General features: G+C 34.6%; 21 protein-coding genes. 15 read left to right on the forward strand and 6 right to left on the reverse strand.

What is annotated here, in order from left to right; translation table 11 throughout:
- Nucleotide 1: 1 nt before the first annotated feature.
- Together ychF and L1S35_RS03825 are read right to left on the reverse strand one after the other, a co-directional pair.
- A complete protein-coding gene (ychF, locus tag L1S35_RS03820; protein WP_236396781.1) occupies nucleotides 2-1,096 on the reverse strand; it encodes a redox-regulated ATPase YchF in 1,095 nt (364 codons plus the stop codon).
- Nucleotides 1,097-1,170: 74 nt separating this feature from the next.
- Nucleotides 1,171-2,337: a hypothetical protein gene (locus L1S35_RS03825; protein WP_236396783.1), complete on the reverse strand. Its 1,167-nt coding sequence runs from the start codon at nucleotides 2,335-2,337 to the stop codon at nucleotides 1,171-1,173.
- Nucleotides 2,338-2,481: 144 nt separating this feature from the next.
- Here L1S35_RS03825 and L1S35_RS03830 point away from each other — a divergent pair, with 144 nt between their 5' ends.
- A complete protein-coding gene (locus tag L1S35_RS03830) occupies nucleotides 2,482-4,926 on the forward strand; it encodes a TonB-dependent receptor plug domain-containing protein (RefSeq protein ID WP_236396785.1) in 2,445 nt (814 codons plus the stop codon).
- Between the two features lie 147 nt (nucleotides 4,927-5,073).
- Nucleotides 5,074-5,601, forward strand: coding sequence for a hypothetical protein (locus L1S35_RS03835; RefSeq protein WP_236396787.1), 528 nt, complete (start codon nucleotides 5,074-5,076; stop codon nucleotides 5,599-5,601).
- Between the two features lie 51 nt (nucleotides 5,602-5,652).
- Here L1S35_RS03835 and L1S35_RS03840 read toward each other — a convergent pair whose 3' ends face one another.
- Complete coding sequence (locus tag L1S35_RS03840) at nucleotides 5,653-6,003, reverse strand: 4Fe-4S dicluster domain-containing protein (RefSeq protein WP_236396789.1); 351 nt, start codon at nucleotides 6,001-6,003, stop codon at nucleotides 5,653-5,655.
- Nucleotides 6,004-6,132: 129 nt separating this feature from the next.
- On the opposite strand from L1S35_RS03840, the gene L1S35_RS03845 reads away from it, so the two are divergent.
- A complete protein-coding gene (locus tag L1S35_RS03845) occupies nucleotides 6,133-7,191 on the forward strand; it encodes an acyl-CoA reductase (protein ID WP_236396791.1) in 1,059 nt (352 codons plus the stop codon).
- Between the two features lie 2 nt (nucleotides 7,192-7,193).
- Here the strand turns inward: L1S35_RS03845 and L1S35_RS03850 are convergent, their stop codons facing one another.
- Complete coding sequence (locus L1S35_RS03850; RefSeq protein WP_236396793.1) at nucleotides 7,194-9,917, reverse strand: T9SS type B sorting domain-containing protein; 2,724 nt, start codon at nucleotides 9,915-9,917, stop codon at nucleotides 7,194-7,196.
- Nucleotides 9,918-10,202: 285 nt separating this feature from the next.
- Here L1S35_RS03850 and serC point away from each other — a divergent pair, with 285 nt between their 5' ends.
- From serC to L1S35_RS03870, 4 genes are all read left to right on the forward strand, one after another.
- The gene (serC, locus tag L1S35_RS03855; RefSeq protein ID WP_236396795.1) at nucleotides 10,203-11,294 is read left to right on the forward strand and encodes a 3-phosphoserine/phosphohydroxythreonine transaminase; all 1,092 of its coding nucleotides are present in this window, start codon (nucleotides 10,203-10,205) and stop codon (nucleotides 11,292-11,294) included.
- Between the two features lie 126 nt (nucleotides 11,295-11,420).
- Entirely contained in the window at nucleotides 11,421-12,383 is a 963-nt protein-coding gene (locus L1S35_RS03860) for a D-2-hydroxyacid dehydrogenase (RefSeq protein ID WP_236396797.1), read from the forward strand.
- Between the two features lie 112 nt (nucleotides 12,384-12,495).
- A complete protein-coding gene (locus tag L1S35_RS03865) occupies nucleotides 12,496-12,930 on the forward strand; it encodes a DUF6146 family protein (protein ID WP_236396799.1) in 435 nt (144 codons plus the stop codon).
- A gap of 30 nt (nucleotides 12,931-12,960) precedes the next feature.
- Nucleotides 12,961-13,275 (forward strand): DUF6787 family protein, encoded by a 315-nt coding sequence (locus L1S35_RS03870; protein WP_236396801.1) that lies wholly within the window; start codon nucleotides 12,961-12,963, stop codon nucleotides 13,273-13,275.
- Nucleotides 13,276-13,316: 41 nt separating this feature from the next.
- Here the strand turns inward: L1S35_RS03870 and folE are convergent, their stop codons facing one another.
- A complete protein-coding gene (folE, locus tag L1S35_RS03875; RefSeq protein WP_236396803.1) occupies nucleotides 13,317-13,988 on the reverse strand; it encodes a GTP cyclohydrolase I FolE in 672 nt (223 codons plus the stop codon).
- A gap of 150 nt (nucleotides 13,989-14,138) precedes the next feature.
- Here folE and L1S35_RS03880 point away from each other — a divergent pair, with 150 nt between their 5' ends.
- The 6 genes from L1S35_RS03880 to L1S35_RS03905 all read left to right on the forward strand — a co-directional run bounded on the left by L1S35_RS03880 (nucleotide 14,139) and on the right by L1S35_RS03905 (nucleotide 23,252).
- Nucleotides 14,139-14,798: an ABC transporter ATP-binding protein gene (locus L1S35_RS03880; protein WP_236396805.1), complete on the forward strand. Its 660-nt coding sequence runs from the start codon at nucleotides 14,139-14,141 to the stop codon at nucleotides 14,796-14,798.
- Nucleotides 14,799-14,802: 4 nt separating this feature from the next.
- The gene (locus L1S35_RS03885; RefSeq protein WP_236396807.1) at nucleotides 14,803-16,494 is read left to right on the forward strand and encodes an LIC_10190 family membrane protein; all 1,692 of its coding nucleotides are present in this window, start codon (nucleotides 14,803-14,805) and stop codon (nucleotides 16,492-16,494) included.
- A complete protein-coding gene (locus L1S35_RS03890; protein WP_236396809.1) occupies nucleotides 16,487-17,251 on the forward strand; it encodes a TIGR02757 family protein in 765 nt (254 codons plus the stop codon). The genes L1S35_RS03885 and L1S35_RS03890 overlap by 8 nt, the downstream gene beginning before the upstream one ends.
- 144 nt (nucleotides 17,252-17,395) lie before the next feature.
- Entirely contained in the window at nucleotides 17,396-18,571 is a 1,176-nt protein-coding gene (locus L1S35_RS03895; RefSeq protein WP_236396811.1) for an acetyltransferase domain-containing protein, read from the forward strand.
- A 115-nt stretch (nucleotides 18,572-18,686) separates the two neighbouring features.
- Nucleotides 18,687-19,574: an ABC transporter ATP-binding protein gene (locus L1S35_RS03900; RefSeq protein WP_236396813.1), complete on the forward strand. Its 888-nt coding sequence runs from the start codon at nucleotides 18,687-18,689 to the stop codon at nucleotides 19,572-19,574.
- Nucleotides 19,575-19,607: 33 nt separating this feature from the next.
- A complete protein-coding gene (locus L1S35_RS03905; protein ID WP_236396815.1) occupies nucleotides 19,608-23,252 on the forward strand; it encodes an ABC transporter permease/M1 family aminopeptidase in 3,645 nt (1,214 codons plus the stop codon).
- 128 nt (nucleotides 23,253-23,380) lie between these two features.
- Here the strand turns inward: L1S35_RS03905 and L1S35_RS03910 are convergent, their stop codons facing one another.
- On the reverse strand, nucleotides 23,381-23,899 hold the full coding sequence (locus tag L1S35_RS03910; protein WP_236396817.1) for a hypothetical protein: 519 nt from the start codon (nucleotides 23,897-23,899) through the stop codon (nucleotides 23,381-23,383).
- Nucleotides 23,900-24,313: 414 nt separating this feature from the next.
- Here L1S35_RS03910 and L1S35_RS03915 point away from each other — a divergent pair, with 414 nt between their 5' ends.
- Nucleotides 24,314-25,072, forward strand: a complete 759-nt coding sequence (locus L1S35_RS03915) for a hypothetical protein (protein ID WP_236396819.1) — start codon at nucleotides 24,314-24,316, stop codon at nucleotides 25,070-25,072.
- 1 nt (nucleotide 25,073) lies between these two features.
- A complete protein-coding gene (locus tag L1S35_RS03920) occupies nucleotides 25,074-26,030 on the forward strand; it encodes a hypothetical protein (RefSeq protein WP_236396821.1) in 957 nt (318 codons plus the stop codon).
- The last annotated feature ends 15 nt before the right edge of the window (nucleotides 26,031-26,045 follow it).

The raw sequence follows: 26,045 nt of genomic DNA on the forward strand, positions 1-26,045 counted from the left end.
ATTAAACGTTAAAACGGAAATGCATCACATCACCATCTTTTACTATGTATTCTTTACCTTCTACTCTTAGTTTTCCGGCTTCTTTTGCTTTTGCTTCTGAACCTAAATTAGAATAATCGTCAAACGCGATAACTTCAGCACGGATAAATCCTTTTTCAAAATCGGTGTGGATAACTCCGGCCGCTTTTGGTGCTGTATCACCAATGTTGATTGTCCACGCACGAACTTCTTTAACTCCGGCTGTGAAGTAAGTTTGTTGTTTTAAAAGTTTGTAAGCAGCACGAATTAAAACTGCAGAACCCGGTTCTTTTAAACCTAAATCTTCCAGGAACATTTGACGTTCTTCGTAGGTTTCTAATTCGGTTATATCGGCTTCTGTTCCAACTGCCAAAACGATTACTTCGGCGTTTTCATCTTTAACTAATTCACGAACCTGTTCAACATATTTATTTCCGGTTGCAGCCGATTCTTCATCAACATTACAAACGTATAAAACCGGTTTGTTAGTTATTAATTGAAAATCTTCCAGCAAAACTTCTTCGTCATTATTCTGAGGCACAACGGTTCTGGCTGATTTTGCCTGAAGCAATGCTTCACGGATTCTGTCCAACAATGCTTTTTCAACCTGAGCTTCTTTATTTCCGGTTTTGGCGGCACGATTTACTTTTTCCAAACGTTTTTCAACGGTTTCTAAATCTTTTAACTGTAACTCAATATCGATGGTTTCTTTATCGCGGATTGGGTTTACATTGCCATCAACGTGAACAATATTATCATTATCAAAACAACGCAATACGTGAATAATCGCATTACATTCTCTGATGTTTGCCAAGAACTGGTTTCCTAAACCTTCGCCTTTACTGGCTCCTTTTACCAATCCTGCAATATCAACAATATCAACAGTTGCCATTTGAACACGTTCCGGTTTTACCAATTCTTCCAAGCGGTTTATTCTTGGATCGGGAACGTTTACTACACCAATATTTGGTTCGATAGTACAAAACGGAAAGTTAGCACTCTGCGCTTTTGCGTTTGATAAACAATTAAATAAAGTTGATTTCCCCACGTTTGGTAATCCTACAATTCCTGCCTTCATTTTGATTTTATTTTTAAAAGTGTGCAAATATAGCGTAATAAAATCAAGAAGCAAAGAATAGAATGTGATATGGATTATGGTCTGAACTCTAGACTGGCTATGATAGCTTCTTCTTCTTCGGTAGCGGTAAGTCCGGAAATATCCCAATAGTTTGTTAGTATAGAATTCTTTTTGTTGTAAAGCGTCTTTTCCTTGAAAATATCGCTATTATCATAAGTAAATTTGTGTGCGCTGAAATTCGTAATCACGAAATAGCTTTTGATTTCTATATCAGTTTTACTATTTTTTTTATCGATTCGTTCAAAACCAATTTCTTCTTTAGATCCAACTAAATAGTAATTTGTATTATCAAGCCTGTAAATTGTCTTGAAAGATGACTTGTAAATATTTTTGGAGCCCACCGAAGTTTTATCTTTAATGTTGGAAATTGTATTTGGTGATGCAAACGAACTTGCTTCTACAATCAATTTCTTTTTTCTGTCGTAAATAATGGTAAAATCATCGCGCATAACTTTGGTTGGGTCAACAGGTGTAATTGACATCACATAATAATCATCATTTTTTGAATAGGCCTTAATCAGAAAATCATATTTCTTTTTGGCGTTTGGTTCCAAAATAGGCTCTAAATACTTGAAGTTGTAATAATTTTGAATAATATCATTAAGGTTATAACCCAAAACGTCCGGACTAAAATCTTCTTCAACCAAACCATAAGAACGATTCTGCTCAATCAAAATATCGGCTTTAACATTCTTTTCCTTTCCAGTCATCTGAAAATTCATCAATCCGTCATTATAATAAGAATTGGTGCCGTTCTTTTTAAAAAATTCTCTTGAATATACCTTTAAACGTCCCGGAATGGTAAGTTTGTTAATCGAGTTTTCGACAATATTTTTAAGGATTCTCTGTGGATGCTGTTTAGTAACGATGATTTCATCGAGACCGTTTACGTTGCTTTTTAAATAGAAAACATTTTCTTTCTCTTTAAGTATCGTCGATCTTATTTTGATTTCGTTATATGCGGAATGTGCAACTTGTATTGTAGAGACACCATTTAAGACAAAAGTAACCTTTCCCTCAGCGTTACTTAACAAAGTCTGTTTTGTTCTTGCAATATAAACGGTTACATCTTCTATAGGCAGATTAGTGTCAATATCTATTAATACCAAGGATTTTTCGACGTTTTGAGATAAAACGCTGATGCTGAATATAAAAAGTAATAGTAGAAATATTTTTTTCATACTATAAATTTGGGCTAAACAAATTTAACAAAATAATTTTCACTAAAACAAATTTACCTTTTTGATTGTTAAATCATTAGGATAATTTTATTGTTTTTCTTAAAAAAATATTAAATTGCAAGGCTAACATCTAACAAAATATTTATGAAAAAAATTACTTTACTATTATTGGTCGCACCAATTTCGGCAGTTTTTGCTCAAAACGAGCCAAACGAAACGAAATCAGATTCGACAAAAATTCAAACTTTGCAGGAAGTACAAATTGTAGGTTCCAGAAATGTTAAACGAACGGTTGTAAATTCGGCAGTTCCAATCGACATCATTAATGTAAAAGACATTACTACCCAAAGTGGTAAAATTGAAATCAATGAATTACTTCAATATTTAGCGCCATCTTTTAATGCCAACAAACAATCGGGGTCTGATGGTGCCGATCACGTTGACCCGGCGACTTTAAGAGGAATGGGGCCAGATCAGACTTTGGTATTAATCAACGGAAAAAGAAGACATCAATCCTCATTGGTTAATTTATTCGGAACCCGAGGTCGTGGAAATACCGGGACTGATTTGAATGCTATCCCTGCAACTGCTATCAAAAGAATAGAAATCCTTCGTGATGGTGCAGCGGCGCAATATGGTTCAGATGCTATTGCAGGTGTAATTAATATTGTTTTAAATGATAATGTTGATGAATTTAACGGTATGATTACTACCGGAATTTTCAGGAATGATGCCGATGGCGATTTTCTTCCGGGAACGCCAAATACGCCAGGTTTCCGATTAGACGAAAACGGAAACGGAAATTCTTATGGAAAAGACAAGAACTATGATGGATTTTCGGTAAAAGCCGGAGCCAATTATGGAGTTAAAATAGGAAAGAATGGTGGATTTGCTAATTTCACCGGTGAATATTTATCCAAAGACAAAACGCTTCGTCCTTCTTTTGATTTCAGAAAAGGTTTTGGTGATGCCGAAATCAAGAGCTATAATCTGATGGCAAATATTCAGATTCCGCTATCTAACAAAATTGACTTTTATGTTTTTGGTGGAAGAAACGACAGAAATACTGATGCTTATGCTTTTACCAGAAATGACGGAGAACGTGTGGTAGAATCTATTTATCCTGGTGGTTATACGCCAAGAATTACTTCAAAAATCATTGACAACTCAGCTGCATTTGGTTTTAAAGCTAAAGCCGGAGATTGGAAAATTGACTTGAGCAACGCATTTGGACAAAACAAATTTGATTATACCATTAAAGGAACTATCAATGCCAGTTTGGAAGATTTATCGCCAACTGAGTTCGATGCCGGTGGATTTAGTCTGACACAAAATACAACCAACCTTGACTTTTCAAGAAATTTCAAATCGGTTTTAAATGGACTTAACTTTGCTTTTGGTGGTGAATATCGTATAGAAAAATATGATATCACAGCCGGAGAAGAAGGTTCGTATGCAACTTATGATACCAACGGCGTGCCTATTACCAATCCATTGACTCAGTCGGCTCCTATTGACCCAATCTCAGGTAATCCAAGACCCGGAGGTTCACAAGGTTTTCCCGGCTTTAGTCCGGCTAATGAAGTTAGCGAAGACAGAACCAGTGCTGCAGCCTATGTTGATGCCGAATTGGATGTTTCAGATGAATTCTTATTAGGAACTGCGCTTCGTTATGAAAATTATAGCGACTTCGGAAATACACTTAATCTTAAAATGGCATACAAACTTAAATTGTGCAACAACGTTAGCTTAAGAGGTTCATTCAGTACCGGATTCAGAGCGCCATCATTGGCTCAAATATACTTTAATACAAGTTTCACTAATTTCAATGCCAGCGGTGCTTCTGAAGTTTTATTAGCTGCAAACGGAAGTGCCGTAACAGAAGGTTTTGGAATTGATAAACTAAAAGAGGAAAAATCAAAAAATGGCTCAATAGGTTTGACAGGTAAATTCGGAAAATTCACTGCTACAGTTGACGGTTACTTAATAAATGTAAGCGACAGAATTGTGCTTACAGGGTATTTTGATGCCACAGCTTTAAACTTAGGTGTAGATTCGGCGCAATTCTTTGTGAATGGTGTAAGTACTGTAACTAAAGGTATTGATGTAGTTATGTCATGGAGAAATACTTTTGGAAGTTCTAAACTTGGAGCGACTTTAATTGGAAATATCAATGATATGCAGGTAACCCGAGTTAATAACGGAACTTTAGATCAGGAAACTTTCTTTGGAGCACGTGAAGTCGCATTCTTAAAAGCATCAGCACCAAACAGCAAATTTGGTTTGAACCTTAACTATGAAAGAAAGTGGTTTGATATAGGAACCGCTTTTACAAGATTCAGTAAAGTAACCCTTGTAGATTACGCTGGTGCTAACAACGTTTACAATGCAAAAATTGTAACTGATTTAACCTTAGGATTCCAAGTTGTAAAACAAGTAAAATTGACTGTAGGAAGCAACAACTTATTCAATGTCTATCCAACGAAACAAGACGAATCCGGAAATACAGAAGCCGGTGGTTATTGGGATGCCGTTCAGATGGGATTCAACGGAGCTTATTACTATACCAGACTTAGTTTCAAGTTCTAATTTGATTACAATATAATTAATACAAAACCTGAGTTAACGCTCAGGTTTTTTTTTATGTGAAAGGTATAACTTAAACTCAAAATGATGTAACGACATTCAAGCTGTTGTAAAGTAAATTTGTAACATACTAACATTAAAATAATTATTATGAAAACTATAGCTTTGGGAGCGGTTGCTCTTTTACTTACATTGAACATTCATGCCCAAAATCAAAACAAGAAAACCGAAACAGTAATAACAACTACAACGTTAAAAGACGATAAAGGAGAACATCAGGTTGTTAAAAAAGAAGAAATAAAAGAGGTTCAGAATATCGAACTTAAAGATGTGCCAAGCGGAACTTTGAATACGGATATTCAACCAACACCAACTCAGGCAACTGTAACTACTAAAGTTAGTGTTGACGGAGATGTAAAAATTGTTGATGTTGACCACTCTGCCTATTATTCTTATAACGGAGAACGTTATCATGTGCTTGCTGACAAATCCGGTTATAAAGTTACGAGCCCAAATGCTATTTCATTGTTGAGAAGAACATCGAACAATAATTACATCTATAAAAACAAAGATAAATTTTCGGTTGGCTATTTTGATGCCAATGGAAACCTGGTTTTAGAAACCTATGATGAGAAAACGGATAAGGTTACCGTTGAAGTATTCAATTTGCAGAAATAACAGTTTGCTATTGAATGAAAAATCCTGAATGTTCGTTCAGGATTTTTTTATTTACTCGTTGTGTAAAAATGCTTGTCTGTTGAGAAGTGTTTCCTCACTCTCAACATGATTATCATCCGGAACGCAACAATCTACAGGGCAAACCGCAGCACATTGTGGCTCTTCGTGAAAACCTTTACACTCGGTACACTTTGATGGAACGATATAATAAATATCATCGGAAATTGGCGTTTGTGCCGCATCTGAATCTACTTCTGTACCGTCAGGTAAAATTATTTTCCCTCTAAGTTTGGTTCCGTCTTTATATCTCCAGTCATCTGCACCTTCATAAATTGCCGTGTTTGGACATTCAGGTTCACAAGCACCGCAGTTTATACATTCGTCAGTTATTATTATAGCCATTTTATTTTTTTGGATAAAAGAATATAGAGAATAGAATATAGACAATTATTTATCTTTTCTCTTTATTCTATTTCTATTGTCTTATTTTTGCGCAAAATTACAATCAAAACACTTCATAAACAAATCTAAATGGATTCTATTAACACAAAATTACCTTTTGTTGAATTAGGAAAGTTTTTAAGCCAATTCACTTTGAACGAACAGGTTCAGCGTCGTGATGTGCTTTATAATGATTTGTATTTTGAAAAATTTAAAGACTTATTAGCGTTATCAAAATCGCATAACGGATGGTTTACACCGGAACAGGTTTATTTTGCTGTTAAATCCTGGGCAGAAGCCTTGACGGAAGATAACTTAAATAAATGGTTATCATCTTATAATTTATCAGATGTTAAGCCAAAAACAGTGGCTTTGATTCTTGCCGGAAATATTCCGTTAGTTGGATTTCACGATTTTCTTTCTGTTTTGATTACAGGACATAAAGTATTGGTAAAAGCATCTTCGAATGACCAGCATTTGATACAGTTTTTAGCAAATTATTTGATTAGTGTTGAACCAAAACTATCGTATTACATTTCATTTACTGATGGAAAATTGGAAAACTTCGATGCCATAATTGCCACCGGAAGTAACAATACTGCACGTTATTTCGAATTCTATTTTAAAGACAAACCAAATATCATTCGCAAAAACAGAAACTCGGTTGCCGTTTTAAACGGAAAAGAATCACATGACGATTTGGTTAATCTTGGTGAAGATATTTTTAGGTATTTTGGTTTGGGTTGTCGTAATGTTTCTAAATTGTTTGTACCAAAAGAGTACAGTTTTGAAGCATTTTTTAAAGCAATCTATGAATATAAAGACGTTATCTACTACGAGAAATATTCTAACAACTATGACTACAATAAAGCGGTTTTTTTGATGAGTAATTTTAAATTATTGGATAATGAATTCCTGACTTTAAAAGATGACACAAGCTATGCCTCGCCTATTTCATCTGTGTTTTATGAATATTATGAAGACATAACCGATTTGCAAAAGCGATTAGAAAATGATGCCGAGCAAATTCAGTGTATTGTATCTAATGATTTGATTCCGAATTCGATTCCCTTTGGACAAACACAGCGACCAAAGCTTTGGGATTATGCTGATAATGTTGATACTTTGAAGTTTTTACTTTCGATATAAAGCTATCGTATCAAAGAAAAATGCCCGCGATAAATGGTTTCTTTATCGGTGGTTCGGATTATTTTAAACCAATAATCGTTTGCAGGTAATTCTTTACCTCCATGTTTCCCGTCCCAACCCGGACTGTTCTTATCAAAAAAAGTAATCCATTGCCCATAACGATCATAAATTTCAACATTGATTGAAAATTGAAATTGCGACATTTTTATTCTCCAAAAATCATTAATTCCATCTCCATTTGGTGTAAAATATTTTGGATAAGCTAATACATAAAACTGGTCTGAAACAGTAGCGCAATTAGCCGTATTATCTTTTATATAAGCATGATAAATTCCACTATCTAAATTATCAAAATGATTACTGCTTTGATAATTTATACCATCTAAGGAATAGCTGTAATTTCCATCATAAGGTAAAATTGTTATAGTATTATTTTCCGCCAAATCATTAACTTTTATTTCGGTAATTTCTGGTGGATAAACCATTGTTAGATTGAGTTCTGCAATTTCAAAACACTCGCTTGCATTTGAAAATAATCGAATAAAAACCGTTTGGTTTGTAGCTTGAAAATTAGCAAAATTCGAAATAGGATTTTGATTATTCAAAGCATCATCATGTGAATTGAAATAGGAAGCTAAAAAATCACCTCCTGATGAACCTGTAAAATAACGAACATACTGTGACAAATTAACAATTTCAGTATCATTTTTATCAGCATCACAAACAGCAGCCGTGTAATTATCTGTTAACAACGCCATTTGATACACTGAAAAAGAAACCCGGCTACTTTCACAGTTATTGTAATTTTGAGTAACATAATACGTCGTGTTTGGATTAACATAAAGACTATTGCTTACACTTTCTCCACCTGAATCAGTAAGATAAAACAATAAATTTTCCCCATTAATATCCAAATTAGAGAGTTGCATTTCCTGAAAAAAACAAGGCTGTTGCGTGCTGACTACTGGCGGACTTGACTGAGGTGAAATGATTATCTGCAAAGGAAACCGTCCAATATTAGCACAACTGTCTACATCATTTTCATAATAATAAGTCTGGCCATTAGTTAGCGGGAAATTATTGGCTAATGCTGTGCCAGAAGTCATTGAATCATAAAAACTTATATTCGGACCACTTGCTTTTATATCAGCTATTGTTGGGTTGGGAGTTGATCCGGAACAAAACTCATAAGTATCCCCAAAAAAAGGTATCGATTCACAATTTTTAAGTTTTAAAACAAAACCTCTAAAATCGTTAAAGAAAAGACCTGTGTCAAAATTTTCAAACAATTCCGGAACTAAAATATGTTGATTAGAAACATGAGGATCAAAATCGGTGGTCTTGTTAAAAGTCCCACCAACGAAAATGTTATCATCTGAATCAGTATGGATAGCATAAGTATAAATACTATTTTGTGCGGTGTTTTCATATACCCTTTTATAATCAACAAGTTCTCCATCCGCGGCTACTTTTAGTATAACCGTATTGGCAGTATTGGTTGTTATAGTCGTATGATTGGCAAAATTAAATTCGGTGTTCATAGCCGATTTTACCGGAATAATCAATTCACCGATGCTATTAAAAGTAAAATCGCCTACTTCCTGCTCACCTATTCCATACAGTGGGATATTCCAAATATGATTTCCGTTGGCATTAATTTTAAACAAAACCAATTCATTGTCTAAAACCAATGGTAGATTTTCAACAAGTCGATTATTAAACTCGACAGAAAATGGAGTTGCATAATTGGCTAAAAAATAAATACCATCAGAATTATCTATACGTATTTGGGAAACTGAAAACTCATGAAATTCTACAATCCAACTTTCATTTCCACTTGGAGATAATTTACTCACAAACTGACTTGATTCATCATCATGCAGAGTTGTACTTCCATAAACTAAACTATCAGCATACGACCCTGTGCAATAAATATTGTTTTGACTGTCACAGGCAACATATCCAAAACCATTATTACTAGTACTACTTTGATTATTGACTGTTTTCTCCCAAATAGTATTTAAGTTAGTATTCATTTTAGTGACAAAACCCCATTTTTGTTTATATTCACTTGGTATAACAGTACTATATTCTACTTTACATCCGACAGCAATGATATTATTGTTATTATCTTTTACTATGTTATTAATTGAGGTATCATTAAATAATTTAGCATCAATATAATTTCCATTCGGATCTAATTTATAAATAAACCCGTAAAGCTTCAAACTATTTAAATTTTCGTGAGTTGGATTTAAAACATTAGGAAGCAATGGATTAGGCGGATTGGAATTGAAAAATAAAGTAGTGGCATGAGGTGTAGCATTACCACTTATTATTACATTTTCATTTTCATCTAATAAAATTGTGTTAATAACATAACTGGATAACCTCAATTCTTTTACCCATATAACTTCTTTACTCTCATTAAGTTTCGCAACAAAACTAATCGTTGATGTCATGGTATTACGAACAAATCCAGTCTGACCATCCCCTAAATCAATTATTCCGTCAATCCATCCGGCTATATAGATATCATTATTGCTATTGGTTATTATTTGCTTTACAATTCCTCGTGGCAAACCAGGATTTTCATCGGTTCCTTTAGTACTGTAAACCCATTCAAATTCCTGCCCGTTAAATTCCAACGGAATACAGCATAAGAATAACAAGCATACTAGTCTTATTATTTTAAAATTGAATTCTATTTCTTTTATCTTTTTCAATTAACAATTTTTATCTAATTTTAAGTTTAATAGCTTGTAAACAAATGTAATAACTTTAGGTTAGACTTTAAAAAAAACATGTGCGTTTTTTCTTCAATTATTGATAATTACTGATAATAATAGGATATTGTATTGATATTATTTTTAATCATATAAATTCGCTAAATAATTGTTATAAACTAAATCGTTTTCGTTAATAACATCGTTATAATCTTGCTAATTTCTAAACGTTTTTTAAAATGGTGTTTCCGAAATTTGCATTTCACAAATTAGAAATCTGTCACCATGAAAAAACATAATTACAGTGCCGGTCCATGTATTTTACCACAAGAAGTATTTGAAAAATCAGCACAAGCCGTTTTAAATTTTAATAATTCAGGTTTATCACTTCTTGAAATTTCACATCGCAGCAAAGACTTTGTTGCCGTGATGGATGAAGTGAGAACTTTGGTTTTAGAACTTTTAGGTCTTGACGGAAAAGGATATCAAGCTTTGTTTCTCCAAGGTGGAGCGAGTTTAGAGTTTTTGATGGTGCCACAAAATTTAATGAAAGTTGACGGAAAAGCAGCTTATTTAGATACCGGAACTTGGGCAAACAATGCTATTAAAGAAGCTAAATTGTTTGGCGAAACGGTTGTGGTTGCTTCTTCAAAAGAGCAAAACTATAATCATATTCCAACGGATTATACCATTCCTGCAGATGCAAGTTATTTTCACTGCACTAGCAACAATACTATTTTTGGAACGCAGATGAAATCATTTCCAAAGACTGATATTCCGGTTGTTTGTGATATGAGTTCAGATATTTTCTCCAGAAGTTTAGATTTTACTCAGTTTGATTTGATTTATGCAGGTGCTCAAAAAAATATGGGTGCTGCCGGAGCAACATTGGTTGTGGTTAAAGAAGAAATCTTAGGAAAATCAGGTAGAACTATTCCAAGTATATTGGATTATGAAAAACATATCAAAGCGGAAAGCATGTACAATACGCCAGCAGTTTTTGCAGTATATACTTGTCTACTGACTTTACAATGGTTGAAAAACCTAGGTGGAATTGCAGCTATTGAAAAAATCAACGAAGCTAAAGCCAACTTACTTTATACTGAAATCGACAGAAATCCTTTGTTCATTGGAACAGCAGATAAAAAAGACAGAAGTAATATGAATGCTACCTTCTTATTGGTTGATGAAAAGAATCAGGAAACATTTGACAAAATGTGGAAAGAAGCCGGAATTTCCGGTATTGCAGGCCACCGTTCTGTAGGCGGATATCGTGCATCTATGTATAATGCCTTGCCGTTGGAAAGCGTTCAGGTGTTAGTTGATGTGATGAAGAAATTAGAAGAAGTTGTAAAACAAAACGAAGTTACAGTTTAAAAGATAGCCCTAGCCCCGATTGCAGCAAGCTACCATGTAGCGCGGAAAGCGGGAAACAGCTCCTAAAAAAATTAATATAAAATAACATTAGCATCGAAAGATGCTGAAATAAATTCAGCATAAAAAATGAAAGTATTAGCCAACGACGGAATTTCTAAAAGCGGAATAAAAGCCTTAGAAAAAGGTGGTTTTGAAGTTATTACAACTAAGGTTGCACAAGAGCAAGTAGCCAATTATATCAATGAACACAAGGTTTCTGTAATTCTTGTGAGAAGCGCGACTAAAGTGCGTAAAGACATTATTGATAATTGTCCGAGTCTGAAAATCATCGGTCGCGGTGGTGTTGGAATGGATAATATTGATGTGGAATATGCTCGTGAAAAAGGATTGCATGTTATTAATACGCCGGCATCCTCATCGGAAAGTGTGGCTGAATTGGTATTTGCGCATTTGTTTACAGGTGTTCGTTTCCTACACGATTCTAATAGAAATATGCCTTTAGAAGGCGATAGCAACTTTGACGGTTTGAAAAAAGCCTACGCAAACGGAATTGAATTGCGTGGTAAAACGCTTGGTGTTATTGGTTTTGGACGTATTGGTCAATCGGTTGCAAAAATGGCACTTGGACTTGGAATGAAAGTAATAGCTGCTGATAAATTTGTTGACAACGCTGAGGTAAAAGTAGATTTCTACAACGGACAATTCATCAATGTTGAGTTTATCACTGAACCAATGGAAGACGTGTTCAAACACTCAGATTTTATTACACTTCACGTTCCGGCTCAGGACGGTTATGTGATTGGTGCCGCTGAGTTTGCACAGATGAAAGATGGTGTTGGTATTGTGAATTGTGCCCGTGGTGGTGTAATTGACGAAGTAGCGTTGATTGAAGCTTTAGATTCCAACAAAGTATTATTTGCAGGATTAGATGTTTTTGAAAACGAACCAACTCCGGAAATTAAAATATTGATGCATCCAAAAATTTCATTGACACCACATATTGGTGCGGCTACTTTGGAAGCACAAGATAGAATCGGAACAGAATTAGCAGATCAGGTTATCAGCTTGTTAAAATCGGAAAAAGTATAATATTTATATTTCATATATTTTAAAAACCACGCTAATGGCGTGGTTTTTTTATATGTTAAAATTAGAGCAAACAGTTCTTGTTTTTTGTAATTTTATGACAAACTACAATGCCATGAGAAAGATAATTATACCGCTGATTTTAATTGTTGCCTTGGCTTCCTGTCATTTCGATAAAAATATTACAACAAAAGCAAAAACTTCAGATGCTCCAAAAGTTTCAGATACTGTCAGAATTGCTAATGATTCTCTGGAATATGAAGTAGTTATTATCGACGCCGGATTTAATTCCTGGCTTTATGGAAATGCCAGACCGAGAGGTTTTTATTCTGAAAGTTTTCTTGAAAACCGCAATCAGATTTATGTTACTGAATGGAACAATAGAGTATTACAACCACAACGTTACAATCCCAATTTGTATGAAATGCAAATAAATTATGACCGCAATATTCATTACGGTTATGAAGTAAACTATTTGATATACAACTACATGATTTATTTTCAAATTGTCAACAAACAACAGCTGGGCGGATTTGCTCCAAGACCATAAATTGAGTAGCTTTGTATAAGTTTTAAATAAATGGCAAACTTCAAAGAACGTTGGAATATTAAATCGAATTGGCAATTATTTGTCATTATTGTCGTATTTGCAGTCACCGGTTCAACCTCAGCCTATCTTTCTAAACCCATTTTAGCTTTTCTCGGAATCAGTAAATCCAATCCATGGGAATATTATCCGTTATACATTATTCTTATATTTCCGGTGTATCAAGTATTACTCGTGAGTTTCGGATTTTTGTTTGGACAGTTTACTTTCTTTTGGGCTTTCGAAAAGAAAATGCTTTGTGCTTGTGGCTTAGGATTTTTGGTTAACAAAAAAAGAACCCCCAAATAAATTGGGGATTCCTTCATTCAAAAAAACCTAACAACTCTCTTTTATTTCTCTTTCTTAATTAAGCTAAAGAAATCATTTCTATTTTCTTTTTCATTAAATATTCCACCGTACTGTATTGTTGATGTATAACTACTCTCATCACTTATCCCTCTGCTCGACACACATAAATGCTTGGCTTCCATAACTACAATCACATCATCTGTTTCTAAAACTGATTTTAATTCGTTAAAAATTTGCATTATCAAACGCTCCTGAACTTGAGGTCTTCTTGAGTAATAATCGACTATTCTGTTCAATTTAGATAAACCAATTACTTTTCCGCTCGAAACATAGCCTATATGGGCTTTCCCGGTAATAGGCAAAAAATGATGCTCACAAGTAGAATTAAAACTGATATCTGCTTCTACCAACATTTTATCATACTGATAGGAGTTATCAAAAACTGATATTTTTGGCTTGTTGGCCGGATTTAAACCGGAAAATATTTCCTGAATAAACATCTTGGCTACTCTGTGTGGCGTTCCTTTTAAACTGTCATCGGTCATATCGAGACCAAGCTCTTCCATGATTTGAAAGAAGTGGTCTTCGATCGCTAACATTTTTTCTGCATCTGATTTTTGGAAGGCATCATCACGTAATGGAGTTTCTGCCGAAGTCATTTGATGATTGTCCCCTATCAATTCAAATAATTCTTTTTCAATGGTTGTGTTCATAAGAATTAACTTTTTTTTGTTTAACAAATATATATAATAATTAAACAAAATAATTTAATTAACACAACTTTATAAATTATTCAGGCATAAATAAAAACTATACCATTCAATAAAAGAAAATACTTTGTTACTTTGTGAAAAATTCATTCGATGATTATTGCCAAAAATATCCACAAATACTACGACAGTTTACATGTTTTAAAAGGTGTTGATTTGCATATCAAACAAGGCGAAATTGTTTCTATAGTCGGGGCATCAGGAGCCGGAAAAACAACTCTATTGCAAATATTGGGTACTTTAGATATTCCGGCGAAACAAACTGACACATCGCTTGAGATAAATAAACAAAACTTATTGATAATGAAAGATAAAGCATTGTCAAAGTTTAGAAATACACACCTCGGTTTTATATTCCAGTTTCATCAATTACTACCCGAATTCACTGCATTAGAAAACGTTTGTATTCCGGCTTTTATAGCAGGTAAAGACAAAACGACGACAGAGACCGAAGCCAAAAAGCTATTGGATTACCTTGGCTTATCACACAGAATCAATCACAAACCAAATGAACTTTCAGGCGGTGAACAACAACGTGTGGCTGTGGCACGTGCTTTAATCAACAAACCTGATGTTATCTTTGCTGATGAACCTTCGGGGAATTTAGATACTGCTTCGGCAGAAAACCTGCATCAATTGTTTTTTAAATTAAGAGACGAGTTTGGACAAACCTTTGTTATTGTGACGCACAACGAAGCCTTTGCCAATATGGCCGACCGAAAACTGGTCATGAAAGACGGACTAATCGTTTGATGGTATGATACTAATTTTACTTAGCTGGCTTTATATTTTTTTCACGGCGTTTAGCTTTGGTATTGCTTTTTCTAAAATGCTGCGCATCATGCGGCTCGATTTGGTTGTCACTACTATTATTGGATTGTTTTCGGTGACGCTTTTAGCCACTATATGGGCATTCTTTGGTCCGATTGCTATTGTGTTTCATGCTGTTTTGCTTGCCACTTCTATTCTTTTTTGGTATTACAATAAAGCAGCGTTTCTATCGGTTATACTGGGAACATCCGGACAAATTCGATTGTTCTCCTTCCCTATCAAAATACTATTAGCCGTAAGCAGTCTGCTGATTTTAGCCCAAAGCTCAACTTTGCCTTTTATCATCGACAACGAATCGTATTATATTCAAACGATTAAATGGCTTAATGAATATGGCTTTGTTAAAGGCTTGGCAAATTTGCATTTGTTCTTAGGGCAAACCAGCGGTTGGCATATTGCGCAAAGTGTGTACAGCTTTTCTTTTTTGTATGAACGGTTTAATGATTTGAATGGATTTTGTTTGCTGTTGGCGAATTTCTTTGCCTTTCAGAAACTGCAATCTTATTTCACCAAAGGCAATTCAATGGATTTGCTTTTTGGATTATTACCGTTAACATATGCTTTCCTGTTTCAGTTTATCAGCGCACCGTCGCCCGATTTACCGGTTTATGTTTTGGCGTTTATTTTGTTTTCGATGTATCTTAATGAAGATACTCAAGACACTTTCATTATCATTACAATCTTTGGGCTGTTTGCCGTTTTTATAAAGAGTACCGCATTTATTTTACTGCTCTTCCCATTGATTTTATTGCTAAAGCATTTTACCGTATTAAAAAAACAACTGCTCACATTAAGTTTAATCGGTGGTTTGGTTTTGTTTTTATTTGTTTTGAAAAATACTATGCTGACAGGTTATCCATTGTTTCCACTGCTTTGTTTCAGAATGGATGATTTAGATTATACGGTTCCTGCGATTATTATGAATTTCTTCTTTAGCAAAGGTGTGATGCATTCTTTTTATATTGATCACGCTGCTTTTTCAAGCGCATCGCTATTTGATCTTGTCAAGCATTATTTTTTTCAAAATGGGATGTCGGGTTATATTGGTATTGTATCACTATTAATGCTTTTAGTTACACCAATTATAATCTTCCAAAAACGTTTGCCAAAAACACTTTGGACAGTCTATTTTGCTTTTTTAATGTTGGTAGCTGTATTGTGCTTTAGTTCTCCACAATATCGTTTTTACGTTTACTTCACACTATTCTTTTTGTTGCTATTGCTATCGCGATGGATGACCAACCCAAAATGGATAGTTCGTTTTTATACTTTAAACATTGTTATAATTGGCGTTTTAGTATGTGTTCCGTTATCGTTTGGAAGCCTGACAGCAAATGCTTTACTTTCTCAAAACAGTACATTTCACTTAAAAAATATCGTAGTTCCTGAACCCAATTCAAAATGGAAACAAGAATACAAAGGTGACAGCGTCGGCAATATGTCCTATCAATCTCCGGTTGATACTTCATTTTTTTGGGTAACATCAAATGGTGAATTGCCTTGTGTTAATGATGTTCAGGTAAAATACTTTGAACAAGGCTTTTTCTATATTCCACAACAGCGCAGTACCGATTTAAATGATGGATTTTATGCCCAAAAAATAAGCGGTCATGAATAAGAATGAACTCAAAGAATTCCTCGACGAGAAAGTAATTCAATACAACACTTTAGCTTTTATCGATAGCGATCCTATTCAGATTCCGCATCAATTTTCATTAAAAGAAGACATTGAAATTGCCGGTTTTTTAACAGCAACCATTGCCTGGGGAAACCGCAAAATGATTATCAACAACAGCAAACGAATGATGGAACTGTTGGGCAATTCGCCTTACGATTTCATCATGAACCACAACAAAACCCAACTCGAAAGACTTGATAGCTTTGTACACCGCACCTTTAACAGCGATGATTTCAAAACCTTTGTCAAAGCATTGCAGCATATTTACACCAATCATAATGGATTGGAAATGGCTTTCGCCAAAAACCAACAAGCTTTGTCTATGCAGCCTGCCATTGCTGAGTTCAAAAAATTGTTCTTTGAAGTTAAGCATCAACAGCGGAACACCAAACACTTTCCAGACCCAACAATAGGTTCAGCAGCCAAACGCATCAATATGTTTTTAAGATGGATGGTTCGACAAGACCAAAAAGGAGTCGACTTTGGCATTTGGAAAAGCATCTCTCCGGCTTCACTTTCGTGCCCATTGGATGTACATTCCGGTAACGTAGCAAGAAAACTTGGTTTACTTACGCGAAAGCAAAACGACAGTAAAGCATTAGCCGAACTAGACACTTCACTTCGCCTACTCGACTCAAACGATCCGGTAAAATATGACTTTGCATTATTTGGTTTAGGTGTGTTTGAAGGGTTTTAATTTGAAGAGGAATAGTAAAAAAACTTATTTCTTATCCCTTATCCCTTATCCCTTTTCCCTTCCAACTATTTTACTTACATTTACAACACACTTCCCCAAGTCGTCACTTAACCCGGTATTTTAAAAACCACTAACCAACACCAAATGACGACAACACTAACCAAGTACCGCATTGACTCTATCGATTTATTAAAAGGTTTAGTCATGGTAATCATGGCATTAGACCATACACGTGATTATTTTCACTGGTCGGCAATGCAGTTTGATCCAACCGACCCTTCCCACTCCACTTTGCCTATCTTTTTTACGCGATTTATAACGCATTTTTGTGCACCTACTTTTAGTTTTCTGGCGGGCATGTCGGCCTTTATGGTAGGGAAAAGGAAATCAAAAGCTGAATTATCCGGTTTTTTATTTAAGCGTGGTCTATGGTTGGTTTTTATCGAAATGACAATAGTAAACTTCTCTTGGTTTTTTGATGTACAGTTTAGAAACCCAGCCTTATTGGTTATTTGGGCGTTGGGTATCAGCATGATTGCATTGTCGATTTTAATTCATCTGCCTCGAAAAGCTATATTTTGGTTTAGTCTTATCCTGATTGCTGGCCATAATCTATTAGATAATGTGCATTTTGAAGGCAATATACTTTGGAATGTACTCCACGAACCGGGAGGATTTCCAATAAATAAAGACTATTTCTTTTTTGTAGGTTATCCTCTTATTCCTTGGATTGCTGTAATGTCATTAGGGTATTGCTTTGGAGCTTTTTATAATTCCGAATACACTCCCGAAAGAAGAAGAAAACTATTCAATACCATTGGTTTTTCGGCTTTAGCACTATTTGCAGTCTTGCGATTTACAAATGTTTATGGTGACGCTACTCTTTTTACACAGCAGGATACTTTAGCTAAAAATATAATCGTATTTTTTAATCCGTCTAAATATCCACCATCACTAGACTATTTGTTGATGACCTTAGGAGTTGCTTTTCTGTTCTTAGCCAATGCTGAAAACCTTAAAGGCAAAGTAGTGAACTTCTTTTCTGTTTTTGGAAGAGTGCCTTTCTTCTATTATATCATCCATATTTTTGCTATTCATTTAGCAGCTATGCTTTATGCCCAGCTAACAGGTTTTGGTGCCGACAAATTAATTCTCGAAGGATGGATAACCGAATTGCCCCGAATGAGAGGCTACGGACTTGCCTTACTATGGGTATATGCCATTTGGGTTGGTATAATCTTATTGCTATATCCATTGTGCAAATGGTTTGATAGTTATAAACAAGCTCACAAGGATAAATGGTGGTTGAGTTACTTGTAACTACAAACTAAGAATGCTATGTGATTTTTATCTATCGCATTTTTATTCGAGAAACCCTACATTATCGATAATTTAAGTATCTTTAAAACATTAATCAAAAAGTCATTTATACGTTATGGAATTAAAAATCAAGAATTTAAGCAAAACCTATTCAAACGGTGTTCAGGCATTGAAAGATATTACATTAGACATACCGCAGGGTATGTTTGGTCTTTTAGGACCAAACGGAGCCGGAAAATCATCCCTAATGAGAACGCTGGCTACGTTACAACAAGCTGATTCCGGCTCAGCTATGTTAGGTGATTTGGATATTTTAAAAGACAAAGCCGAAGTGCGAAAAATTCTGGGCTACCTGCCTCAGGAGTTTGGGGTGTACCCAAAAGTTAGTTCCTATAATATGCTCGATCATATTGCTTCCTTAAAAGGCATAGCTAATAAAGGGGAACGCAAAGAATTGGTTGAATCTTTATTAAACAAAACCAATTTGTGGGATGTCAGAAATAAAAGTTTGGGAACCTATTCCGGTGGAATGAAGCAGCGTTTTGGTATTGCGCAAGCCTTAATTGGTGATCCAAAATTGATTATTGTTGATGAACCTACCGCGGGTCTAGATCCTGCTGAACGTAATCGCTTTCATAATTTATTATGCGAAATTGGAGAAAATACGATTGTTATTTTATCGACGCATATAGTGGATGACATTTCTAATTTATGTAATAACATGGCAATTATTTGTTTGGGTGAAGTTGTGGCGAAAGGCAATCCAAATGAATTGACCGAAGGTGTTAAAGGCAGAATATGGACAAAAGCCATTGAAAAAAACGAATTAGTAAATTATAAAACAGATTTACAGGTTATTTCTACGCATTTAAAAGCGGGGAAAACTGTTATTCATGTATTGAGCGATAACAAACCCGATGCTTCTTTTGAAGCCTTTGCAGCCAATTTAGAAGATGTGTATTTTGCTGAAATCACTTCACGTATGGATAGTACTTTAGTATAATTGATTAACCTAACCCTTTAAAATTATTCAATTATGTTTAAAGAAATATTCTTATTCGAAATTAGATATAGATTAAAACGTCCTGCTACCTGGTCCTACTTTGGTATACTAATGTTGTTTGGATTGATTGTATCCATCGGTGGAAACGGTCCTGCTTCAGAGAAGGTGTTTGTAAACTCTCCTATCGCTATTGCTACAATGCTTTCAACGATTAGTATTTTTGGTATTATGCTCGCCAGTGCCATTATGGGTGTGCCGGTTTACAGAGATATCGAACATAAAACAGAGAATTACTTTTTCTCCTATCCTATTACTGAAAAGGGGTATTTGCTGGGACGCTTTTTTGGTTCTATGTCAGTACTTTTTATGGTAAGTCTGGGATTGCATTTAGGATTAATTATAGGTTTTATGATTGGCCCTTATGCCGGTTATGAGGAACCGGAACGCTTTACCGGCTTGAACCTCTGGCATTATATTCAGCCTACTTTAATGTTGTATTGGACTAACTTTTTCTTTGCCGGATGTATTTTCTTTGCTTTGGTTAGTTTGACTAAAAGAGTAATGTTAGCCTATGCCGGTGGTGCCATTCTTTTTATCACTTATTTAATCACGTTAACCTTAACGCAGGATATTGAGAACAAAGATTTAGTAAGCTTACTAGATCCATTTGGTTTAGGCACCTATGAAAATGTTATCCGATATTGGACGCCTGAAGAACAAAACACGATGACCGTTCCGTTTCAGGGAATGATAATTTGGAACCGTCTTATATGGGTTGGGCTGGGTGTGTCTGCCCTGCTTTTTACTTTGTTTAGATTTGACTTCCTAAAGTTTCTAAATAAAAATTATACTTCAAAAAAGAAGAACGACAATATAGATGAAAGCAATGCAGCTGCAGCTTATACTAAAATCCCAACGGTTTCAAAAGTGTTCTCCAAAAGTTTAAATGTTAGATTATTGTTTGATTTAGCATTTATGGAATTTAAAAATATTGTCAGAGATAACTTCTTCATAGCAATTTTAATAGCAGCAGTACTCTTCCTGTTTTTTGATGCATGGTTTGGCGCTCCAATATACGGAACACCTTCTTTGCCAATGACCTACTATATGTTGGAAATGAAAAACAACACCTATATCATTCTCATCTTTATTCTTATAGTGTTTATGACCGGTGAAGTATTGCATAGAGAACGCAATGTGAATTATGATCAAATATTTGGCGCGCTTCCGTTACCGAATCGTTTGGTATACGGATCTAAGTTTTTAGCCTTAGCGATGATTAGTTTTGTTTTAGTAAACATGATTATGGTAAGCGGCGTAATCAATCAGGTCATTAAAGGCTATTTTAATTTTGAATTTGATAAGTACTTTACCGATTTGTATTTAATAGAATTTCCTAAGTACATCATTTTCGTTTTGTTAGCCTTTTTTGTGCATTCTTTAGTGACCAAAAAGTTTATGGGACACGTCATTGCTATTGCTATTTGGGTATTCCTTTTTGGATTAAATCAATTAGCCAATATAGATAACAATTTATATTTATATAGTTATGCACCAAACTATACCGTATCTGATATGAATAGATTTGGACATTTTGCCGAAGCGCAATTTTGGTTCCGAACCTATTGGCTGGCCTGTGGCGGTGTTTTGCTGGTCATCGGCTATCTTTTCTGGAAGCGCGGAACTGACTCTGGCAGAAAAGCTCGTTGGCAAATAGCAAAAGAACGATTGAATGTCAGAACGATAAGTACCTTTTTTATTTTGCTTGGCATTTTTATTGGCTCGGGAGGCTTTATTTATTACAACACCAAAATTCTGAACAATTACAAAACCGAAAAAGAAGGAATCATTGCTACTGCAGAATATGAAAAACAACTAGGTAAATACGATAAAATTGCGCAGCCAAAAGTTATTGATGTGAAAGTAAACGCCGATTTATTTCCAGAAAACAGATCTGCAAAAATTAAGGTGACGTATAAAATGGTTAATAAATCCAATGAAATAATCCCTTCTCTACATTTGAATTGGGGGTCAGAAGGTTTGTTGAAAAAAGAAGTAAACACCTTTACTATCGAAGGTAAAAAGCCAAAACTAAGTAAACGTTACAAGGATTTTGGTTATGAAATATATGCTTTTGAGAAACCTTTACAGCCTAAAGACACCATTACTATGGTTTTAGAAGTAACGGGATTCTATAAAGGCTTTCCTAATGAAGGTTCAGGCTCCGATATTGTTTACAACGGGACATTTTTAAACAACAACTTCTTACCTTCTTTTGGTTACGATGCCAATGGCGAATTAACCAGTGACCAGGACAGAAAAAAATACAAATTACCAATTAAAGATTATTCATTGCCGTCACAAACAGATGCCTGGGGATTGAGTAATTTATTATTTAACGACGATGCCGATTATATCACTTTTGAAGGAACGGTAAGCACAGCACCCGATCAAATTGCTATTATGCCCGGCTACTTGCAGAAAGAATGGAAAGCCAACGGCAGAAAGTATTACTCCTATAAAATGAATGATGAGCTTGACTTTTTCTATAACATTTCATCGGCTGCCTATGCGGTTCATAGAGAAGTTTGGAAAGGTAAAGCCGGCGAAAAAGTAAATATCGAGATATACCATCATCCAACGCATACCTATAATATTGATCGTTTTGTAAAAGGCGTAAAACATTCTATGGATTATTATGCTGAAAATTATGGTCCTTATCAGTACACTCAAATGAGAATACTTGAATTTCCCCGTTATGCTAGCTTTGCGCAATCCTTCCCTAATACAGTTCCCTTTGCAGAAAGCTTTGGTTGGGTAGGTGATTTTAGCGATCCAAATGATTTAGATTATGTGTATACCGTGACAGCACACGAAGTAGCGCATCAATGGTGGGGTCATCAAATTACGCCTTCAGCTACTCGTGGTGCCAATCAGATTTCAGAATCTATGGCGGAGTATTCTTCGTTAATGGTAATGAAAAAAGAATATGGCGTTGATGCGATGCAAAAATTCTTAAAAGAAGAATTAGACACCTACTTAAACAGAAGAGCCAACGAAAGTAAGTTTGAAAAAACGTTGATGGACAATGATAATCAACAATATGTGTGGTATCAAAAAGGTGGTCTGGTGCTCTATGCCCTTCAGGATTTAATAGGCGAAAAGAACTTAAATAACGCTTTCAAAGCCTATATGGAAGCGGCTCGTTTTAGACAAAAAGCGCCTTTTACTACTACCTTGGAATGGTACGACTTTATGAAAGCAGCAACTCCGGCTAACCTACACTATTATTTAGAAGATAGTTTCAAGAAGATTGCCCTTTATTCTAACAAAGTGAATAAAGCCTCTTATAAAAAAATGGGCAACGGTAACTATCAGGTGACTATGGAAGTGGAAAGTTCAAAAAGCTATTTTAATGGTAACGGAAAATTGTTATCTAAAGGAACTAAACCCAACTTACTGGAAATTGCAGTATTTGACAATGATACCAAAAACAAACAAGGGATGACTATAAAGGCTCCTTTGGTTATTAAGAAAGTGTGGGTAAAACCGGGAAAATCTACTTTTACTTATATCACAAAAAAATTGCCGGTAAAAGTAGGTATCGACCCTTATAACAAAATGATAGACCGTATTCCGGATGACAACATGAAGACTTTAGAGGAAAATGCAGAGTAAGGTTTAGCCTTTTCTGAAATAGCTTAAATAGAAAGAGAAGCAATTAACAAAGCCATAAAGACAAATGGTGGCTGAGTTATTTATAAAAAAAAGCTGTCCGTATGGACAGCTTTTTTTGTGCAATCAGCTTATGATTCGGGTTCAGCATCCAACAGCTGTTTTTCGAGTTTGAGCTTCTCGAGTGTAATATTGAGTTGCAGCAAAGCTCCCAATCCGTTTGTTTTTAGAGATTTAGTTGCTCTGCGGTTGATGACCCTCATCAGGTCAATAGCTTCTTCCCTTTTGAGAAGTTCTGGGTTTTGGCTAAGGAACTCGACTAACTGCAGCGCTTTCAGATTGTCATTGTATCGCTTTTCAATGGCTTTAATTTTTCGCTCAACAGTCTCGAGCTGGTACTCGTTTTCTTTACGCAGGCGCTCCAGTATATTTTGCTTTTGGGCATGCTGTTCGGCCATGCCGATGGTACTTGCTGCCGCTCCTTCACACATATACTTTATCATCGTCGACATTAAAAGGGTTGCATCCTTAGGCAGCTTTCTTTGACCTTTCCCATATTTTGCCATGGTGCTTTGCTCTACCTCAAGTAACATAGCCAATTCCCTATTGGTAAAACCCAGAAAAGTCTTTAAGGTTTCTTTATCATTCATACTATCAGTGTATTAAATAAACGGTTGTCCAAAAAAAGATATAGAAAAAATTATGCCACACTTTGTGTCCTAAAAATAGCTCCCGAAAAATAAGTGGACATATTGTGTCCAAAAATTATATACCTTAAATAAATAAGACAACCAAAAATACCTTTCCTCCTACACCAAACAAAAGGTACCCATAGCAGCGGGGATTTTAGCCAATGTCTAGCCGGGAAAAACTACATTTTATCGGAAAAGATTGCTGTTTGACGATAAATATATAAAGAGATATAGCATTAATAGCAGAAAAGTAGTATGTTAGTGTGCGCTGCTTATAGTGGATATATGTGAGTTAGCGGTAATTTTTGACACGAACCGATTAATTTTGAAATTTTTCTTATATTCGGATGGTTTAAATCTAATAGACAAAAAATGAGTAAATTTCAAGACATTTTGATTGACGAAGTAGACGATTTAATTACTTTACCATTACTTCATACATGTGATGCACATGCTTTAAGGGAAATTTTAGCATCTATGACCTTAATTCCCAAGTTATGTGACGTGTTCAGTCTTGATTTACTTTATACATACTATGGCTTACCTTCTTACCGACCAAATTATGACAAAGCAACGACTAATCCAGCTTACTACATGATTTGCATAATTCTTGAATCAGAAAAACTAAATGATTTTCACAAGATATATCCTTTCGATAGCGGTGCTTTCGAAAAATTACCAGAAATGAAAGAAACTTTTTTTCATCATAATACTAAAATTTTAGATTTTGAACTTGATAGCTCTATTTCCAGTGCCAAAAAAGTAATAAAAACATTTTACGAAACTAACGATAACTACTTGTATCATAATCCAAAGACAACAAAAAAATTTAGTCAATTTGATTTCGAAGCCATAAGTTATAGTAATTTGATAGGAAATCAGACAAATAGTAAATTAGACGATAGAACCTCAAGTATAGAAATTATCTTTGACAAGCCAATCAATTTGAATAAGGAAACTATAAAACAAATTATAATTCCTAATTGCTTTAAAGATGATACAAAGATTACTGATTTAATAAAGACTAATTTCGATATTGACGAACCTATAGGCTATAATACTTTCAGAGGAAATCCCAAAGAATATTTTAGTATAATTAGAAATGAATACCTAAATTTTTTAAAAAATTAAAATGAAATTGATAGGTTACATACAAGCAATTAAAGAAAATTCTTTTGCGATACCAATCTATTTCGATGGAGTGTCATTTTTCTTTCATGAAGTTAATGATCATTTTAAGATTATTAGTTTTCATAAGGCATACTTTAACGAAAGTCAACTATTTAAAATTTATCTTTCAAAAAACTTTGAACTAGGAAGCACAGGATCAGTTGTATTTGTTGGTAAAGAGAACTATATTTTATTTAATTCTGCTGACGTAGTTATAAATGAAATTATCTCTTACCTAAGTGACAACACTAATGATGATGAATATATATATATTAAGAAAGAAGCAAATACTTTAATGGAATCAATAGCTAATAATATTGTTGAATCTATCAGTTCAAAAGTTTTTGGAATACATCATGGTGGTAGTTATAATTTAGGTACAATGATCAAACCACTAAATGAGAATGATATTGACCTACAAGCTACTTTTGATTACATACACAATTTAGAAATATTAATTAAAGAAAGATATCTTTCTATTGAGAATAGTCCAACCAATATCCATGATGAAACAATAAAATACTTCTTTGGTGAATATTTTACAAAATCAAAATTGCTATGGAATTTAATGATTGAACGATTAGTTAGTATTAATGGTATTAATGATATTCCGCACAATCAATACATGTTATTTGCTCCACAAAATCCACCTGAAACAACAATAGAAGAAACTCTATATTTAAAAGGATTAAAAAGGAGAAGTGAATTAAAATCTTTCAACCATCAATTTCATGGAAAATTGGCATATTACGAAATTCCCGCTTATAAAAGATTTGGTATCGATGTGACGAGTATGCCTGCATTAGAAAATAATTTCAGTAAAATCGTTTGGCAGATAGGAACTAACATGACAACTGAAGGTTCAAAAACAGAAGACATTAAGAATCAAGAATTAACAAAAAAAGAGACTAAAAAGTAAAAACTACCGCTAACA

The organism is Flavobacterium anseongense, assembly GCF_021608185.1.
GTDB lineage: Bacteria > Bacteroidota > Bacteroidia > Flavobacteriales > Flavobacteriaceae > Flavobacterium > Flavobacterium anseongense.

Coding starts and splice junctions, on each gene's coding strand:
- ychF (WP_236396781.1), bottom strand. CDS start 1,096: ATGAAGGCAGGAATTGTAGGATTACCAAACGTGGGGAAATCAACTTTA.
- L1S35_RS03825 (WP_236396783.1), bottom strand. CDS start 2,337: ATGAAAAAAATATTTCTACTATTACTTTTTATATTCAGCATCAGCGTT.
- L1S35_RS03830 (WP_236396785.1), top strand. CDS start 2,482: ATGAAAAAAATTACTTTACTATTATTGGTCGCACCAATTTCGGCAGTT.
- L1S35_RS03835 (WP_236396787.1), top strand. CDS start 5,074: ATGAAAACTATAGCTTTGGGAGCGGTTGCTCTTTTACTTACATTGAAC.
- L1S35_RS03840 (WP_236396789.1), bottom strand. CDS start 6,003: ATGGCTATAATAATAACTGACGAATGTATAAACTGCGGTGCTTGTGAA.
- L1S35_RS03845 (WP_236396791.1), top strand. CDS start 6,133: ATGGATTCTATTAACACAAAATTACCTTTTGTTGAATTAGGAAAGTTT.
- serC (WP_236396795.1), top strand. CDS start 10,203: ATGAAAAAACATAATTACAGTGCCGGTCCATGTATTTTACCACAAGAA.
- L1S35_RS03860 (WP_236396797.1), top strand. CDS start 11,421: ATGAAAGTATTAGCCAACGACGGAATTTCTAAAAGCGGAATAAAAGCC.
- L1S35_RS03865 (WP_236396799.1), top strand. CDS start 12,496: ATGAGAAAGATAATTATACCGCTGATTTTAATTGTTGCCTTGGCTTCC.
- L1S35_RS03870 (WP_236396801.1), top strand. CDS start 12,961: ATGGCAAACTTCAAAGAACGTTGGAATATTAAATCGAATTGGCAATTA.
- folE (WP_236396803.1), bottom strand. CDS start 13,988: ATGAACACAACCATTGAAAAAGAATTATTTGAATTGATAGGGGACAAT.
- L1S35_RS03880 (WP_236396805.1), top strand. CDS start 14,139: ATGATTATTGCCAAAAATATCCACAAATACTACGACAGTTTACATGTT.
- L1S35_RS03885 (WP_236396807.1), top strand. CDS start 14,803: ATGATACTAATTTTACTTAGCTGGCTTTATATTTTTTTCACGGCGTTT.
- L1S35_RS03890 (WP_236396809.1), top strand. CDS start 16,487: ATGAATAAGAATGAACTCAAAGAATTCCTCGACGAGAAAGTAATTCAA.
- L1S35_RS03895 (WP_236396811.1), top strand. CDS start 17,396: ATGACGACAACACTAACCAAGTACCGCATTGACTCTATCGATTTATTA.
- L1S35_RS03900 (WP_236396813.1), top strand. CDS start 18,687: ATGGAATTAAAAATCAAGAATTTAAGCAAAACCTATTCAAACGGTGTT.
- L1S35_RS03905 (WP_236396815.1), top strand. CDS start 19,608: ATGTTTAAAGAAATATTCTTATTCGAAATTAGATATAGATTAAAACGT.
- L1S35_RS03910 (WP_236396817.1), bottom strand. CDS start 23,899: ATGAATGATAAAGAAACCTTAAAGACTTTTCTGGGTTTTACCAATAGG.
- L1S35_RS03915 (WP_236396819.1), top strand. CDS start 24,314: ATGAGTAAATTTCAAGACATTTTGATTGACGAAGTAGACGATTTAATT.
- L1S35_RS03920 (WP_236396821.1), top strand. CDS start 25,074: ATGAAATTGATAGGTTACATACAAGCAATTAAAGAAAATTCTTTTGCG.